At 65.9% G+C, this 14,042-nt stretch carries 14 protein-coding genes and 4 tRNA genes; 8 read left to right on the top strand and 10 right to left on the bottom strand.

The genetic code is table 11. The annotated features are described in order from the left end of the window. From pstC to pstB, 3 genes are read left to right on the top strand one after another with little or no spacing between them, the layout of a single operon-like run. Complete coding sequence (gene pstC, locus ACZYVJ_RS11130; protein WP_463831044.1) at nucleotides 1-1,044, top strand: phosphate ABC transporter permease subunit PstC; 1,044 nt, start codon at nucleotides 1-3, stop codon at nucleotides 1,042-1,044. Further along, nucleotides 1,041-1,955, top strand: coding sequence for a phosphate ABC transporter permease PstA (gene pstA, locus ACZYVJ_RS11125; protein WP_463831043.1), 915 nt, complete (start codon nucleotides 1,041-1,043; stop codon nucleotides 1,953-1,955). Before pstC ends, pstA begins: the two co-directional genes overlap by 4 nt. A 13-nt stretch (nucleotides 1,956-1,968) precedes the next feature. Next, the gene (gene pstB, locus ACZYVJ_RS11120; RefSeq protein WP_463831042.1) at nucleotides 1,969-2,745 is read left to right on the top strand and encodes a phosphate ABC transporter ATP-binding protein PstB; all 777 of its coding nucleotides are present in this window, start codon (nucleotides 1,969-1,971) and stop codon (nucleotides 2,743-2,745) included. A gap of 9 nt (nucleotides 2,746-2,754) precedes the next feature. On the opposite strand, the gene phoU is transcribed toward pstB, so the two are convergent. The 5 genes from phoU to ACZYVJ_RS11095 form a co-directional block, all read right to left on the bottom strand. After that, on the bottom strand, nucleotides 2,755-3,423 hold the full coding sequence (gene phoU, locus ACZYVJ_RS11115; protein WP_463831041.1) for a phosphate signaling complex protein PhoU: 669 nt from the start codon (nucleotides 3,421-3,423) through the stop codon (nucleotides 2,755-2,757). A gap of 58 nt (nucleotides 3,424-3,481) precedes the next feature. After that, nucleotides 3,482-5,542, bottom strand: a complete 2,061-nt coding sequence (locus ACZYVJ_RS11110; protein ID WP_463831040.1) for an LCP family protein — start codon at nucleotides 5,540-5,542, stop codon at nucleotides 3,482-3,484. A 208-nt stretch (nucleotides 5,543-5,750) separates the two neighbouring features. Continuing rightward, complete coding sequence (dusB, locus tag ACZYVJ_RS11105; RefSeq protein WP_463831039.1) at nucleotides 5,751-6,884, bottom strand: tRNA dihydrouridine synthase DusB; 1,134 nt, start codon at nucleotides 6,882-6,884, stop codon at nucleotides 5,751-5,753. 7 nt (nucleotides 6,885-6,891) lie between these two features. Further along, complete coding sequence (locus ACZYVJ_RS11100) at nucleotides 6,892-7,914, bottom strand: acyl-ACP desaturase (RefSeq protein WP_463831038.1); 1,023 nt, start codon at nucleotides 7,912-7,914, stop codon at nucleotides 6,892-6,894. A gap of 173 nt (nucleotides 7,915-8,087) precedes the next feature. Next, the gene (locus ACZYVJ_RS11095; RefSeq protein WP_463831037.1) at nucleotides 8,088-8,702 is read right to left on the bottom strand and encodes a TetR/AcrR family transcriptional regulator; all 615 of its coding nucleotides are present in this window, start codon (nucleotides 8,700-8,702) and stop codon (nucleotides 8,088-8,090) included. Nucleotides 8,703-8,769: 67 nt separating this feature from the next. Here ACZYVJ_RS11095 and ACZYVJ_RS11090 point away from each other — a divergent pair, with 67 nt between their 5' ends. Continuing rightward, nucleotides 8,770-9,843 (top strand): oxygenase MpaB family protein, encoded by a 1,074-nt coding sequence (locus ACZYVJ_RS11090; protein WP_463831036.1) that lies wholly within the window; start codon nucleotides 8,770-8,772, stop codon nucleotides 9,841-9,843. Between the two features lie 21 nt (nucleotides 9,844-9,864). Here ACZYVJ_RS11090 and ACZYVJ_RS11085 read toward each other — a convergent pair whose 3' ends face one another. The 3 genes from ACZYVJ_RS11085 to ACZYVJ_RS11075 are packed head-to-tail and all read right to left on the bottom strand — an operon-like array spanning nucleotide 9,865 to nucleotide 11,060. Further along, nucleotides 9,865-10,068 (bottom strand): zinc transporter Slc39a7, encoded by a 204-nt coding sequence (locus ACZYVJ_RS11085; RefSeq protein WP_463831035.1) that lies wholly within the window; start codon nucleotides 10,066-10,068, stop codon nucleotides 9,865-9,867. A 43-nt stretch (nucleotides 10,069-10,111) separates the two neighbouring features. Then, nucleotides 10,112-10,519: an ArsR/SmtB family transcription factor gene (locus tag ACZYVJ_RS11080; protein ID WP_463831034.1), complete on the bottom strand. Its 408-nt coding sequence runs from the start codon at nucleotides 10,517-10,519 to the stop codon at nucleotides 10,112-10,114. A 43-nt stretch (nucleotides 10,520-10,562) separates the two neighbouring features. Beyond that, nucleotides 10,563-11,060, bottom strand: coding sequence for a nucleoside deaminase (locus tag ACZYVJ_RS11075; protein WP_463831033.1), 498 nt, complete (start codon nucleotides 11,058-11,060; stop codon nucleotides 10,563-10,565). Nucleotides 11,061-11,179: 119 nt separating this feature from the next. On the opposite strand from ACZYVJ_RS11075, the gene ACZYVJ_RS11070 reads away from it, so the two are divergent. Beyond that, the gene (locus ACZYVJ_RS11070) at nucleotides 11,180-12,079 is read left to right on the top strand and encodes a class I SAM-dependent methyltransferase (protein WP_463831032.1); all 900 of its coding nucleotides are present in this window, start codon (nucleotides 11,180-11,182) and stop codon (nucleotides 12,077-12,079) included. Nucleotides 12,080-12,120: 41 nt separating this feature from the next. Here the strand turns inward: ACZYVJ_RS11070 and ACZYVJ_RS11065 are convergent. After that, nucleotides 12,121-12,196, bottom strand: a tRNA-Lys gene (locus tag ACZYVJ_RS11065). A 124-nt stretch (nucleotides 12,197-12,320) separates the two neighbouring features. Here ACZYVJ_RS11065 and ACZYVJ_RS11060 point away from each other — a divergent pair. The 3 genes from ACZYVJ_RS11060 (at nucleotide 12,321) to ACZYVJ_RS11050 (ending at nucleotide 12,603) form a co-directional block, all read left to right on the top strand. Further along, nucleotides 12,321-12,393: transfer RNA gene (locus ACZYVJ_RS11060), tRNA-Glu, on the top strand. 29 nt (nucleotides 12,394-12,422) lie between these two features. Beyond that, nucleotides 12,423-12,499: transfer RNA gene (locus ACZYVJ_RS11055), tRNA-Asp, on the top strand. Between the two features lie 27 nt (nucleotides 12,500-12,526). Then, nucleotides 12,527-12,603, top strand: a tRNA-Phe gene (locus ACZYVJ_RS11050). 30 nt (nucleotides 12,604-12,633) lie between these two features. On the opposite strand, the gene ACZYVJ_RS11045 is transcribed toward ACZYVJ_RS11050, so the two are convergent. Beyond that, nucleotides 12,634-14,010, bottom strand: a complete 1,377-nt coding sequence (locus ACZYVJ_RS11045) for a TIGR00366 family protein (RefSeq protein ID WP_463832952.1) — start codon at nucleotides 14,008-14,010, stop codon at nucleotides 12,634-12,636. Nucleotides 14,011-14,042 lie beyond the last annotated feature (32 nt).

The raw sequence follows: 14,042 nt of genomic DNA, 5'->3' as shown, positions 1-14,042 counted from the left end.
GTGACGGGTTTTTCAGGGCCAAATCCCATCGACGCGGGTTCGGGTGCGGTTGTCGCCGCGCCGTATCCGGAGAAGCAGGCCACACCCACCAGCCCCTGGGGAGAGGGGCGGCCCCATGTGGCGGACCGGGTCTTCCGCTGGCTCGCGCAGTCGTCGGGGGTGGTCATCATCGTGGTCATCGCCGCGATCGCCGCCTTTCTGCTCGGACGCGCGATACCGGCGCTGCACCGCAATCGGGAGAACTTCTTCAGCTACGGCGGTGTCTGGGCCACCACGGACACGTCCGCGATGCACTTCGGTATCGCCAGCCTGGTCCCGGTCACCGTGTTCGTGTCGCTGTTCGCGCTGATCCTGGCCATGCCGGTCGCGCTGGGCGTAGCCCTCTTCATCACCCAGTACGCGCCGCGGCGGGTCGCCACGCCGCTGGCCTACTCGGTCGATCTGCTGGCGGCGGTGCCATCGATCATCTACGGAGCGTGGGGCCTGTATGTGCTGGCACCGCAGCTACGGCCGGTCGCCGCCTGGCTTAATCGCTCCTTGGGCTGGTGTTTTCTGTTCGCCAGCGGCAACGCGTCGCCCGCCGGTGGGGGCACCATCTTCACCGGTGGCATCGTCCTGGCGGTGATGATCCTGCCGATCATCACCGCGGTCACGCGTGAGGTGTTCGTCCAGACGCCGCAGGACCAGATCGAGGCCATGCTGGCGCTCGGCGCCACCCGCTGGGAAGTGGTCAAGACGGTCACGCTGCCGTTCGGGCGGTCGGGCTACGTCAGCGGCTCGATGCTGGGGCTGGGCCGCGCCCTGGGCGAGACGGTGGCGCTGCTGATCATCCTGCGGGGCACCCAGTCGGCGTTCGGCTGGTCGCTGTTCGACGGCGGCTCCACCTTCGCGACCAAGATCGCCGGCGCCGCGGCCGAATTCGACGACCGGTACAAGGCCGGTGCGTATATCGCCGCGGGGCTGACGCTGTTCGTGCTCACTTTCCTGGTCGACGCCTTCGCGCGGGGCGCCGTCGCCGGAGCCGGGCGAAAGGGCGCCCGATGACCTCGATGCTGGACCGCCCGCTCAAGCCGCGGACTTTCTCGCCGGTCAGCTGGCGCCGCCGCATCACGAATTACGTTGCCACCCTGCTTGTTTCGCTGTCACTCCTGGTCGCGGTGACCCCGCTTGTGATGGTGCTGTGGTCGGTAATCGCCAAGGGCTTCAAGGCGGTGGTGTCAACCACGTGGTGGTCGCACTCGCAGGCGGGGATGACGGCATTCGTGACCGGCGGGGGCGCCTACCACGCGCTGGTCGGCACCGTGCTGCAGGGATTGTTGTGCGCCCTCATCTCCGTCCCGCTCGGGCTGATGGTCGCCATCTATCTGGTCGAGTACGGCGGCGGCACCGCGCTGGGCAGATTGGCCTCGTTCATGGTCGACATCCTCAGCGGTGTGCCGTCAATCGTTGCGGCACTGTTTATCTACGCGTTGTGCGTGGCAACGTTGGGACTTCCCCGGTCGGAATTCGCGGTGTCACTGGCGCTGGTCCTACTGATGCTCCCGGTGATCGTGCGGGCCACCGAGGAGATGTTGCGGATCGTCCCGGTGGATCTTCGCGAGGCCAGTTACGCGCTGGGCGTCACCAAGTGGAAAACCATTGCCCGGGTGGTCATCCCCACCGGGCTGTCCGGCATCGTCACCGGGATACTGCTGGCTATGGCCCGGGTGATGGGGGAGACGGCGCCGCTGCTGATCCTCGTTGGTTATGCACAGTCGATGAACTTCGATATCTTCAGCGGGTTCATGGGGACGCTGCCCGGCATGATGTTCAACCAGACGACGGTCGGCGCGAGCTTCAATCCCATCCCCACGGATCGGTTGTGGGGTGCTGCATTAACCCTCATCCTGGTGATCGCCACCATCAACGTCGCGGCCCGGGTGATAGCGAAATTTCTGGGCGTCAGAAAGTCATAGGCAGGAGCACTAAGTGGCCAAACGGTTGGACCTCAAGGGCGTCAACATCTATTACGGATCGTTTCACGCGGTCTCGGATGTGACGCTGTCGGTTCTGCCCCGCAGCGTGACGGCGTTCATCGGCCCGTCGGGTTGCGGCAAGACGACGGTGTTGCGCACCCTCAACCGGATGCACGAGGTGGTGCCCGGCGGACGGGTCGAAGGCAGCGTGCTACTCGACGACGAAGACATCTACGGCGCCGGGGTCGACCCGGTCGGCGTGCGCCGAGCCATCGGGATGGTGTTCCAGCGGCCAAACCCGTTCCCCGCCATGTCAATTCGTGACAACGTCGTCGCGGGCCTGAAGTTGCAGGGGGTGCGCAACCGCAAGGTGCTCGATGAGACGGCCGAGTATTCGCTGCGCGGGGCGAACCTGTGGGATGAGGTCAAGAATCGGTTGGACCGGCCCGGCGGCGGGCTGTCCGGCGGGCAGCAACAGCGCCTGTGCATCGCGCGGGCCATCGCCGTGCAACCCGATGTGCTGCTGATGGACGAGCCGTGTTCGGCCCTGGACCCGATCTCGACGATGGCCATCGAAGAGTTGATCAGCGAACTGAAGCAGGACTACACCATCGTCATCGTCACGCACAACATGCAGCAGGCGGCCCGGGTCAGCGACTACACGGCGTTCTTCAACCTGGAGGCCGTCGGTAAGCCGGGGCGGCTGATCGAAGTCGACGACACCGAGAAGATCTTCTCCAACCCGAATCAGAAGGCGACCGAGGACTACATTTCGGGCCGCTTCGGCTAGCGGGGTCGCTTACTGCGAGGCGGATTTCGCTTCTTCCTCGGGCAGCCTGCCCGTTGCCTGGAAGATGACCCGCCGGGCCACCTCGACGGCGTGGTCGGCGAAACGCTCGTAGAACCGGCCCAGCAACGTCACGTCGACGGCCGCCGCGACGCCGTGCTTCCATTCCTTGTCCATCAGCACCGAGAACAGATGCCGGTGCAGGTCGTCCATGGCGTCGTCTTCTTCGCGAATCCGGGCGGCCTTCTCCGGGTCGCGCGACAGCACCACCTCTTGGGCGCTGTTACCCAATTCGACTGCGATACTGCCCATTTCGGCGAAGTAGCCGTTGACCTCTTCGGGCAGCGCGTGTTGGGGATGGCGCCGGCGGGCGATCTTGGCGACGTGCAGCGCCAGCGCACCCATCCGGTCGATGTCTGCCACCATCTGGATGGCACTCACAATGGCCCGCAGATCGCCGGCCACCGGTGCCTGTAATGCCAGTAGTACAAAGGCGCTTTCTTCGGCACGCGCGCTGAGCGCGGCGATGGCTTCATGATCGGAGATGACTTGTTCGGCTAGCACCAAGTCGGCCTGCAGCAGAGCCTGGGTGGCCCGCTCCATGGCGATTCCTGCCAAGCCGCACATCTCGCCGAGGCGCTCGGATAACTCCGAGAGTTGCTCGTGGTAGGCGGTCCGCATAGCACCAAGGGTACGGTCTCGCCGCAAGAAAAGGGCAGCGGAGCGCCGTCAAAAGCGGTTACTCGCAGGTGGTGTCGGCCGCGTTGGTGACGGTCAGGTCCTCGGGCAGCTTGGCCGGCGCATTGCTCGAACCGCGTTCGATTTGCAGGTTCATCGACGATCCGCTGGGCTGCGGGCTGGCGACCGACTTGAAATCGGGGCCCAGGACCACCTGCACGACCTGCCCGTAGCCAGATACCCGCTGGACTTTCGCGTTGGCGAACGAGGACGCGACGGTGGCGGCGGCCTCTTCATTGCCGGGCGAGAACAGCACGGTCGTCGCGTTCACCGAGCTCGGATAGTCGTCAGGCGACATCACGTTGAAGCCGTCCCGCTTGAGCTGGGTGGTCGCGGTGGCCGCCAGGCCGGTTTGCGTGGTCGCGTTGGAGACCCGCACCGTCACGCCGCTGGGCGACGTGGTGGTCACCTGCTCGTGTTGCGCCTCGGGCGCCGGTGCCGGCGTCTTCTTGGTCGTCGGCGCCTTCGACGGGCCCTTCGTCGGGGACGTACTCAAATTCTGCGCGTTCTGGTCGTTCTCCTCGGGCAGCGGATCGTCGTTGATGACGGCATCGAACAGCGCCCGCATATCGTCCATTCGCGGCGGCTCGTCGCCGTTCTGGTCGGTCACGCCGGTCGGCACGGTGACGAAGGTGACGTGCCCGGCCGCCATGCCCTGCAGCGACTGCCCGAGTTGGACCAGGTCCTTGGACTGCACGTTGTCGACGACGGTGTCGCTGATGAACATGTTGACGACGTTGTTGAGCTTGTTGAGGTCTAGCAGGGTGTCCTCGGAGATCAACGACCGCAGCAGCGACGACAAGAACAGCTGCTGGCGTTTGATCCGTCCGTAATCGCCGTTGACCTCGGTGGTGACCTGACGCGCCCGCACGTAGTTCAAGGCGGTCGAGCCGTCGAGAACCTGGCGTCCACCGTGGTCGAGGACGGTGCCCAGCTCGTAGTCGTGCAGCGGTGTGCTCGAGCAGACCTCGACGCCGCCGAGGGCGTCGACCATTTTCGCGAAGCCGGCGAAGTCGACGGCGATGAATCGGTTGATGCTCAAGCCGGACAGCTTCTGGATTTCCTTCACCAGACACTTCGGGCCGCCGAAGGCGAACGCCGAGTTCAATTTGGTCTCGGTGTAGATCATCTTGGGCCCGTAGGTCTTGGTCTTGGGGTCGTAAAGGGGCCCGTACTGCCCGGTTTCGGGGTTCCACGCTTCGCATTGCATCGGGGTAATCGCCAGGTCGCGGGGGAACGACACCGCCACGACGCGCTTTCGGTTGGCCGGAATGTTGACCAGCATCACCGTGTCCGACCGGGCACCGTCGGCGTCGTCGGTGTTGCCGGCGCCCATACTGGCGTTGTCGCCGGCCCGGGAGTCGAGACCCACGATCAAGAAGTCCTCGTCGCCGTACTGGCCGTTGCGGTCGCGGATGTCGGTGGAGTTCTGGTCGAGCGCGCTGATCGTGTTCAGCCGGGCGTTTTTCGACGCGCTCCATTGCCAAGCCCCGCCGGTCATGGCCAGGGCCAGCACCGCAGCCAGTGCGGCCGTCGAGCGCGCGGCCACCAGCAACGGACGGCGCCGGCGTTCGGGTTCCTCGGGGCTGGTGTCTTGGGCCAGGTCGTCGGGGTCGTCCTCGTTCGGATAGTCGGCGGCCTCGAGGGCGCGAAGCTCGGCGACGGCGTCCACGGAGTAGGCCAGGTCCTCGATGACCTGGGTTTTCTGCAGCTCGATCGGCAGGCGCGGCTCGGCGCCGGACGGCTCGACCTCCGGATCGTCGGCGGCCGCACGATGGTGGACGGGCCGGCCGGGGGCACCGATTTTGGCGATCAGATCGGCGACGCTGACGCCGCCGCCGGTGTGGGATCCGCCGTGTTCGGATTCCTCCTCGCGCGGCACGACGGGCTCCATCGGGGCCTCGGGTTGCCAGCGGTGCAGGTTGTCGTCGGCGGGGGGCTCGAAGAATCGTTCCCACGGAGCGGCGCCCAACGGCGCCGGGTCGGGCGCGATCGGGCGGGCGTGCGTCCCGCCCGGGCCGCGCCGACCATTACGAGTGGCGTCGCTCTCGGCGTCACTCATGTCGTACCGGCCTCCGAAGCTCTGATGCAGACGTCAGCGTGTCCGTGCCCTGATGTCAGCGCAGCCCCGCATTGCGGGCGCTGCCGCTGGTGCCAACCACTTTTGTTGCCCGGGTGCAGCGGCACCGAACCCATCCGCCACCCAAACGCATGCAACAAAGCCCACATCGTACTGAGTTATTGGTCCAGACGCGATTTCGAGTTATCGGCTAGCCGCCGGAGTGCATGACGTCGGCTCCGGCCGGCACTGTGCAGTCGTCCGGGTCGGTCAGCCAACCTTCCGGCAGCACCACCCGGGCCGGTGAACCCTGCCGGCCGCGCGGGCCCGTCGCCTCGTCCGGGAACGGCACGGTGCCGTCCAGCCGGTCGAGCAGGGTGTCCAGCTCGTTTAGCGTCTTGACCATCGCCAGGGCCCGGCGCAGCTCCGAGCCGGCCGGAAAGCCGTGCAGGTACCAGCCGATGTGCTTGCGGATGTCGCGCATGCCCTTGTCCTCGCCGAAGTGCGCGGCAAGCAGCTGCCCGTGCCGTCGGACGATGTCGGCGACCTCGCCCAGCGTTGGCGGCGTGGGTGGCGGGCTGCCGGTGAATGCGGCCGACAGCTCGGCGAAAAGCCAGGGTCGGCCCAGGCAGCCGCGGCCGATGACGACGCCGTCGCAGCCCGTGGTGGCCATCATGGTCAGCGCGTCGCTGGCGTCATAGATGTCGCCGTTGCCGAGTACCGGGATCGTCCGCACCTGCTGCTTGAGCCGGGCGATCTCCTCCCAGTCGGCGGTGCCGGAGTAGCGCTGCGCCGCGGTGCGGGCGTGCAGTGCGACCGCGGCGGCCCCTTCGGCTTCGGCGATGCGGCCGGCATCGAGGTGCGTGTGGTGTGCGTCGTCGATGCCGATACGGAACTTGACGGTCACCGGTATCTGGGTGCCCTCGGTTCCGCGCACCGCCGCCGCGACGATCTGACCGAACAGCCGCCGTTTGTACGGCAGCGCCGACCCGCCGCCGCGCTTGGTCACCTTCGGCACCGGGCAGCCGAAATTCATGTCGATGTGATCGGCCAGGCCTTCGTCGGCGATCATCTTGGCGGCCGCGTAGGTGGTCGCCGGGTCGACGGTGTAGAGCTGCAGCGAGCGCGGCGACTCGTCCGGGGAGAACGTGGTCATGTGCAGGGTGGCGGGATGACGCTCGACAAGCGCACGCGCCGTGACCATCTCGCAGACATAGAGCCCGCTGACGGTGCCGGCCTTGGCTTGCTCGAGTTCACGGCACAGCGTCCGGAATGCGACGTTTGTGACGCCCGCCATCGGTGCCAGGACCACCGGGCTGCGGAGCGCGATGGAACCGATGCGCACCGCCTGGTTACCGCCGGCTCATGGTCAGCGTGCCCGCGGTCTGGTGCAGCTCGGCGGCGGTGACCTTCTTGCCGGTGCGGGCTTCGCGGTCGAGCTGGCGCTGCTTGGAGATCTCGAATTTCTCGCAGGTTTGCTCGAGTTCCTTGATCAGCAGCGCAAGGTCGTCGCGCATGGCGGCCGCCTCACCGGTGAAGTCCTCGCGCTCGAAGATGCGCCATTTCTTCAGCACCGGCATGACCACGTCGTCGAGGTGGATGCGCGGGTCGTACACGCCGCCCACGGCGATGACGACGGCCTTGCGGCGGAACTCGGGCACCTGGTAGCCCGGCATCTGGAAGTTGCGCAGCACCTTGTGCAGCGACCTCATCGCCTGATTGGGCGCGGCCGCGAAACCGGCGTCGCTGACGTCGCGGTAGAAGATCATGTGCAGGTTCTCGTCGGCGGAGATCTTGGCCAGCAGCTGGTCGGCGATCGGCTCGTTGCAGGCCTTACCGGTGTTGCGGTGCGAAATCCGGGTCGCCAGCTCCTGGAACGTGACATAGATGACGGAGTCGAACAGGCTCTCGGCGAACAGATCGGCCCGAATCTGCTGGTTCTGGCCCGGGCTGAAGCCCCGGTTTACCACCTCGATGCGCAGCTTCTCCAGCTCGACCGGGTCGACCGCGCGGGTCACCACCAGGTAGTCGCGCAGCGCGATACCGTGCCGGTTCTCCTCGGCGGTCCAGCGGTTGACCCACTGGCCCCAGGCGCCGTCCATGCCGAAGTTCATCGCGATCTCGCGGTGATATGAGGGCAAGTTGTCTTCGGTCATCAGGTTCTGCACCATCGCCACCTGGGCGACGTCAGACAGCCGGGACTGACCGGGCTCCCAGTCCTGCCCACCGAGTGCGTAGTAGTTCTTGCCGTCCGACCACGGGATGTAGTCGTGCGGGTTCCAGTTCTTGTGCATGCTCTCGTGCCGATTCAGGTACGTCTCGACGAACGGCTCGAGCTCGTGCAGCAGCTGTAAGTCGGTCAGCCCGGCTGACATACGGCCTCCAGTTATCTGTGTCGATGGGTAGCAGTCAATATATCTGTGAACTTCAGTAGCATCAAGTTCCTCATCCGGCGCGCCAGGTGACGTTTTGATGCCGGTTTTCGAGCTGGCGTGGTTTATACGTCTAGTTGTACGGCTTGCCGATACGGCGCAATTGAAAACGCGCGTTATTGCGAATTGCCGAGTTCGCCGGCCGGGACGTACGGCGCGGCCGTGATGTACAGCATGTTGATGCAGTAATCGATGAACTGCTCGCGGGTGGCGCCCAGCTGTCCGTGCAGGTAGGCGGTGAACAGTCCCGACAGGCCGCCGACCAGGCTGGTGGCGATCATCTTCTGCAGCACGGCATCGCCGATCCGCGACAGCTTGCGTTGTAGCAGGTCGATGAAATTGGGCATCCACTCCGCACCGGAGCGGGTCAGAATCGGCTCCACCGCCGGCGCCAGCAACAGCACGCGACCGCGGACCGGGTCGTCGACCATGAGCTCGACGAATCGCTCGACGGCCTCGCGCGGGGTCGTCGCCGACGTCAGGGTGTTCATCGCGCGCGTGCAGACGTCGTCGTAGACCGCGCGGACGAATTCGTCACGGTCGGCGAAGCTTTCATAGAAGTAGCGTTCGGTCAGCGCGGCAGCACGGCAGACCGCGCGTACGGTCACCGCCGGCCCGCCGGGACTGCCGAGTAGCTGTACGCCGGCGCTGATGAGGTTGTCGCGGCGAAGCGCGAGGCGACTCTCCAAGGGGACGCCGGTCCAGCGGCCCCGTCGTTGACCCGTCTGCACATCGCTCCTAAGCTCTAAATTGACAACGGTTGTAGTCAAAATTCACGATACCTACAGGGATCCAATAGTGACTCAAGATACGTCCGCATCGCGCCCTCTGACCAGCGACGTAGCACGCAGCGACGTGGTCGGCACCGCTGAGCAGTCGGTTTCGGCCGAGCGGGCCGACGCGTCCGACGGTGTCGCGGGTGGCTGCCCGGTGTCGCCGGCGGGGTACGACGCGCCGCCCGCACCACTGGGACCCGACTCGCTGACCTGGCGGTACTTCGGCGACTGGCGGGGCATGCTGCAGGGTCCGTGGGCGGGTTCGATGCAGAACATGCACCCGCAGCTGGGCGCAGCGGTCATCGATCACTCCACGTTCTTCCGAGAGCGCTGGCCGCGTCTACTGCGTTCGTTGTATCCCATCGGGGGAGTGGTGTTCGACGGGGACCGCGCCCCGGGCACGGGTGCCGAGGTGCGCGACTACCACACCGACATCAAGGGGGTCGACGAACAGGGCCGGCGCTATCACGCGCTGAACCCCGACGTCTTCTACTGGGCGCACTCCACCTTCTTTATGGGCACCATCCATGTGGCCGAGCGATTCTGCGGCGGGATCACCGAGGAGCAGAAGCGCCAGCTGTTCGACGAACACGTCGAGTGGTACCGGATGTACGGCATGAGCATGCGGCCGGTGCCGGCTTCCTGGGAGGAATTCCAGGTCTACTGGGACCACATGTGCCGCAACGTGCTGGAGAACAACTGGGCGGCCCGGGCCGTGCTCGATCTGACCGAGCTGCCGAAACCCCCGTTCGCGCAATGGATTCCGGATCAGTTGTGGGCCGCGCAACGTAAGCTGTTGGCGCCGTTCTTCGTCTGGGTGACGGTCGGGTTGTACGACCCGCCGGTGCGGGAGCTGATGGGCTATCGCTGGTCACGCCGCGACGAGTGGCTGCACCGGTGTTTCGGTGACCTCGTCCGCGGCGTGTTCGCCCTGGTGCCCAGCAGATTCCGCAAGCACCCGCGGGCCCGGGCCGGCTTGGACCGCGCCAACGGGCGGATCCCGCTCGATACGCCCCTGGTGCAAACGCCGGCCCGCAACCTGCCGCCCGAAGACGAGCGCGGTAACCCCAAGCATTACTGCCCGGTGGTGTCCTGAGCCGACCAGGCCCCGGCCGCGCTACTCGTGGGTGTGGCCGTGAACCTCTTCCAGGCCCGCCTGATGCACGTGCGCATGGGTGTGTTCGGTCCCGTCGGCGTGCGCGTGTGAGTGTTCGTGCTCGACGTGGTCGTGCTCATGGGTGGTGTGCGCATGGGCGTGTGTCTGGTCGCCGTGCTGGTGCTCGTGCGCGTGCGGACCGTCGTGGGTGTGCTGTTCGCTCATTGCTGTTCCCTTCTTAGTGAAATGCCTTGTGGCTGCTGCTCGCTCAGCGGCCGGCGCTGTGCTGCCGGCTCGGCGGGCGGGAGGACTCGGCGACCGCCTTGAGCCCGCTGTCGCGTCGGTGGTGACCGGGCACCCCGGGGCCGGCGTGCTCGGCGTTGAAGACCGCGTCGATGACGAGTTGACGGACGTGGTCGTTTTCCAGGCTGTAGAAAATCGTCGTGCCCTCGCGCCGGGTGCGGACCAGGCGTGCCATCCGCAACTTCGCGAGGTGCTGGGAAACCGACGGCGCCGGCTTGCCCACGTGCTCGGCGAGTTCGTTGACCGACATCTCGTGGTCGGTCAACGACCAGAGCACCTGCACGCGAGTGGCATCGGCCAGCATCCGGAACACCTCGACCACCAGGCTGGCCTGGTCGTCGGGCAGTCGGCCTTTGCCATTATCTGCATGCATACGCAAATATTAGCGAAAGTCGATTCGGCTGCCAAGACGCGGATCAGGACGACGGGACCACCGTCGACTGGCGGCCGCCGTTGCGCTCGTTCCAGAGCCGGTAGACCTCCACGGCGTCGTCCCTGGGCTCGTAACGCATGGGCAGGCGTCGCTGGTCCCATTCCTTCGCGAATTCGTCGTAGAACGTGGACAACTCGAAATACTTGCGGTCATCGGTGTAGTACTGCTCGTAGCTGTCCCGGGTCGTCAGGAAGACGACTTCCTTGGGGGAGCAGTAGTACAGCGAGCCCAGGCACATCGGGCATGGGTGGGCCAGCACGTAGATGGTGGCGTCGACGAGGTGCTCGGTGCCCAGCTTCATGCAGGCCTCGCGGATCGCCAGGATTTCCGCGTGGGCGGTGGGATCGTTCGTCTGCGCCACCTTGTTGGCGCTCTCGGCGAGCACCGCGCCGTCCTGGACGATGACGGTCGCGAACGGGCGGCCACCCTCGGTCACGTTTCGGCGCGCCAGGTCGATCGTCCGCTGTGCGAAATCGGTCATGGGTCCTCCGGCGTGGAACGGGAGCGGATGACTCGGAGGGTAGTCCCGAGGGCCGGGATGCGACGTTGTGATACTAACTAGATTATCTATCTTTTTTCTGACCCGGTTAAGGGGGCACCATGGCGCGCGCCGAACGTGATCGGTGGGATCTCGCGACGAGTGTCGGGGCGACGGCGACGATGGTGGCCGCCCAGCGGGCGCTCTCATCCGACGCGAGGTTGATCGACGACCCGTATGCCGCGCCGCTGGTGCGCGCGGTGGGGATTGATGTCTACGTCCGGTTGGTCAACGGCGAAATCGCGGCCGGCGGTAATACCGAGTTCGACCCGCAGCGGATGGCGCAGGGGATGGCCTGCCGGACCCGGTTCTACGACCAATTCTTTCTGGACGCGACCCGCAGCGGCATCGGCCAGGTGGTGATCCTGGCGTCGGGCCTCGATTCCCGCGCCTACCGGCTGCCCTGGCCGGCAGGGACGGTCGTGTACGAGGTCGACATGCCGGAGGTGATCGAATTCAAGACGCTGACGCTCGGCGACCTGGGAGCCGAGCCGACCGCCGAGCGGCGCACCGTCGGCATCGACCTGCGCGACGATTGGGCCTCGGCCCTGCAGGCGGCCGGATTCGATCCGCAGGCGCCGTCGGCATGGAGCGCCGAAGGCCTGGTGGTATACCTGCCCGACGAAGCTCAGGACGCGCTGTTCGACAACATCACGACGCTGAGCGTCCCCGGCAGCCGTCTCGCCTTCGAATTCGTGCCTGACACTGCCGTTTTCGCCGACCCGCGGTGGCGCGCCCACCACGACCGGATGAGCGAACTCGGGTTCGAGATCGACTTCAACGATCTCGTCTACCACGGCCAGCGCAGCCACATCGTCGACCACCTGAGCCGGCGCGGCTGGAAGACCAGCTCTCAGACCGTCGCGGAGCTGCATGCGGCCAACGGGTTTGTCTACGCCGACGACGACGTCGCCGCGGCTTTCGCCGACGTCACCTACAGCAGCGCGGTGCTCGGGCAATGAGCCGTCGTTCTGGCGCGCACAGCCTCCGGCCGTGCGCGTGGTGGTGCCCCCACTAGGACTCGAACCTAGGACCTGCGGATTAAAAGTCCGTAGCTCTACCAACTGAGCTATAGGGGCCGCGGAGATTCAGGATACTTGGACCGAAAACGAGGCTCGTTTGAGGATTGGGCACACCGTGACCTAAGCTGACGTGGCTCCCAACGAAACCACGTTGTGAGTACCCCGGAGTGATTCGGTTCTGGCCCCCATCGTCTAGTGGCCTAGGACGCCGCCCTTTCACGGCGGTAGCACGGGTTCGAATCCCGTTGGGGGTACGCGACGCGGTGACGCGGAGCAGCAGCAAGGCCCTGTGGCGCAGTTGGTTAGCGCGCCGCCCTGTCACGGCGGAGGTCGCGGGTTCGAGTCCCGTCAGGGTCGCCAAGCGCGGCGAGGCACTCGCTGCCCTCCGGCCAGGTAGCTCAGTCGGTACGAGCGTCCGCCTGAAAAGCGGAAGGTCGGCGGTTCGATCCCGCCCCTGGCCACCAAGGATCTGCGAATTCTCGTCTAGCGTCCCGTCAAACCACATAGGGCGCAATCAGAGTGGTGGCACCCAACACCACCAACCCGATCAGGAACGCGACGATCGTGAAGCCCATCACCTGGCGGACATTGAGTTTCGCGATCGCGAGCAGGGGCAGCAACCAGAACGGCTGGATCATGTTGGCGACCCCCTCGCCGACGGCGACCGCCATGGACATCAGCCCGAGGTAGCCCGGCGAGGTTTGACCGACCGCGCGCGCCGAGTCGACCGCGATCGGGCCCTGCACGGCCCAGTGCCCGCCGCCGGAAGGCACGAACAAGCTGATGATCAACGAGCCGATGAAGGTCAGGAACGGCAGCGTGTACTGCGTCGCGCCGCTCACCAGCCCGTGGGCCAGCAGCGTCTGCAGGGGCACGGCCTTGCCGGCGGGGTGCGGGGGCGCATAGCCGAGTAGGGCAACCAGACCGCCGTAGAGCGGGTACTGCAGCAGCAGCGGACCGGACACCTTCGCGGCGCCGGTAAATGCCCGGATGAACCGGATCGGCGTACGGTGCAGCAGCGCACTGGTGATCGTGAACAACATGATCATCGACGAGATGTTCAGCGCGAAGCCGCTGAGGCAGAAGTAGGCAATGCCCGCGGCGAACACGAGCACATTGAGGATCCACTGGTTTTCCAGCCATTCGGCGAACGATCGCTTGCCCTCGGCCTTTACCTCGGACTGGTCCTCGTCCTCGAACACGGCGGGATCGGGCGCAAGGCTTTGCGTCGGCTGCATGCGCCAGATGGCAAGCGCGAGCAGCGCCAGTACGACGATCACCGACAGCCAGCTGTAGGGCTCAAAGATCGTCAGCTTGAGCGGCACGGTGGCGCCAGTCATCTTGTGGATCACATTGATTGGGCTGCCGTCGTCCGTGTTCGCCAGCGCGATCGACGACGACAGTCCCTGCGTCCAGACGATGAAGCCCATGAACGCCGCGGCGATGAGGTAGCCGAAATGTGCGTCGGTGAAGCGCTTCGCGACTTGGCGGGCAATCAGCGCACCTGCGACCAACCCGAGCCCCCAGTTCAGGAGGGACAGTGCGGCGCTCAACCCGAAACAGAGCAGCGCTCCCTGTACCTGGTTCCTCGGCTTGCTCGCGATAAAGACGATGGCCCGCTTCAGAACCGGTGCCTCGGCGAGCGTGTAGCCGGTCACCAGGATCAAGACCATCTGGAAGGCGAAAGTGAAGATATTCTGCGATCCCCACACGCCCCCGTACCACGCCTTGAGCATGCCGCTCGCCGAGGCACCGTGCACCAAGAGCGCAACCAGCGCGGCGACGATGACGGTGAGGATGACCGCGAACAGGTAGGGGTCGGGCATCAACCGTTCGACATACCGGACACAGAGTGCGGTGAAAGCTTGGATGACGCCGCGGTGACCGGGTTTACCGTCTTCTT

This window comes from Mycobacterium sp. IDUB_3, from assembly GCF_055419585.1.
This window is presented reverse-complemented; position numbering and strand designations above follow the sequence as displayed.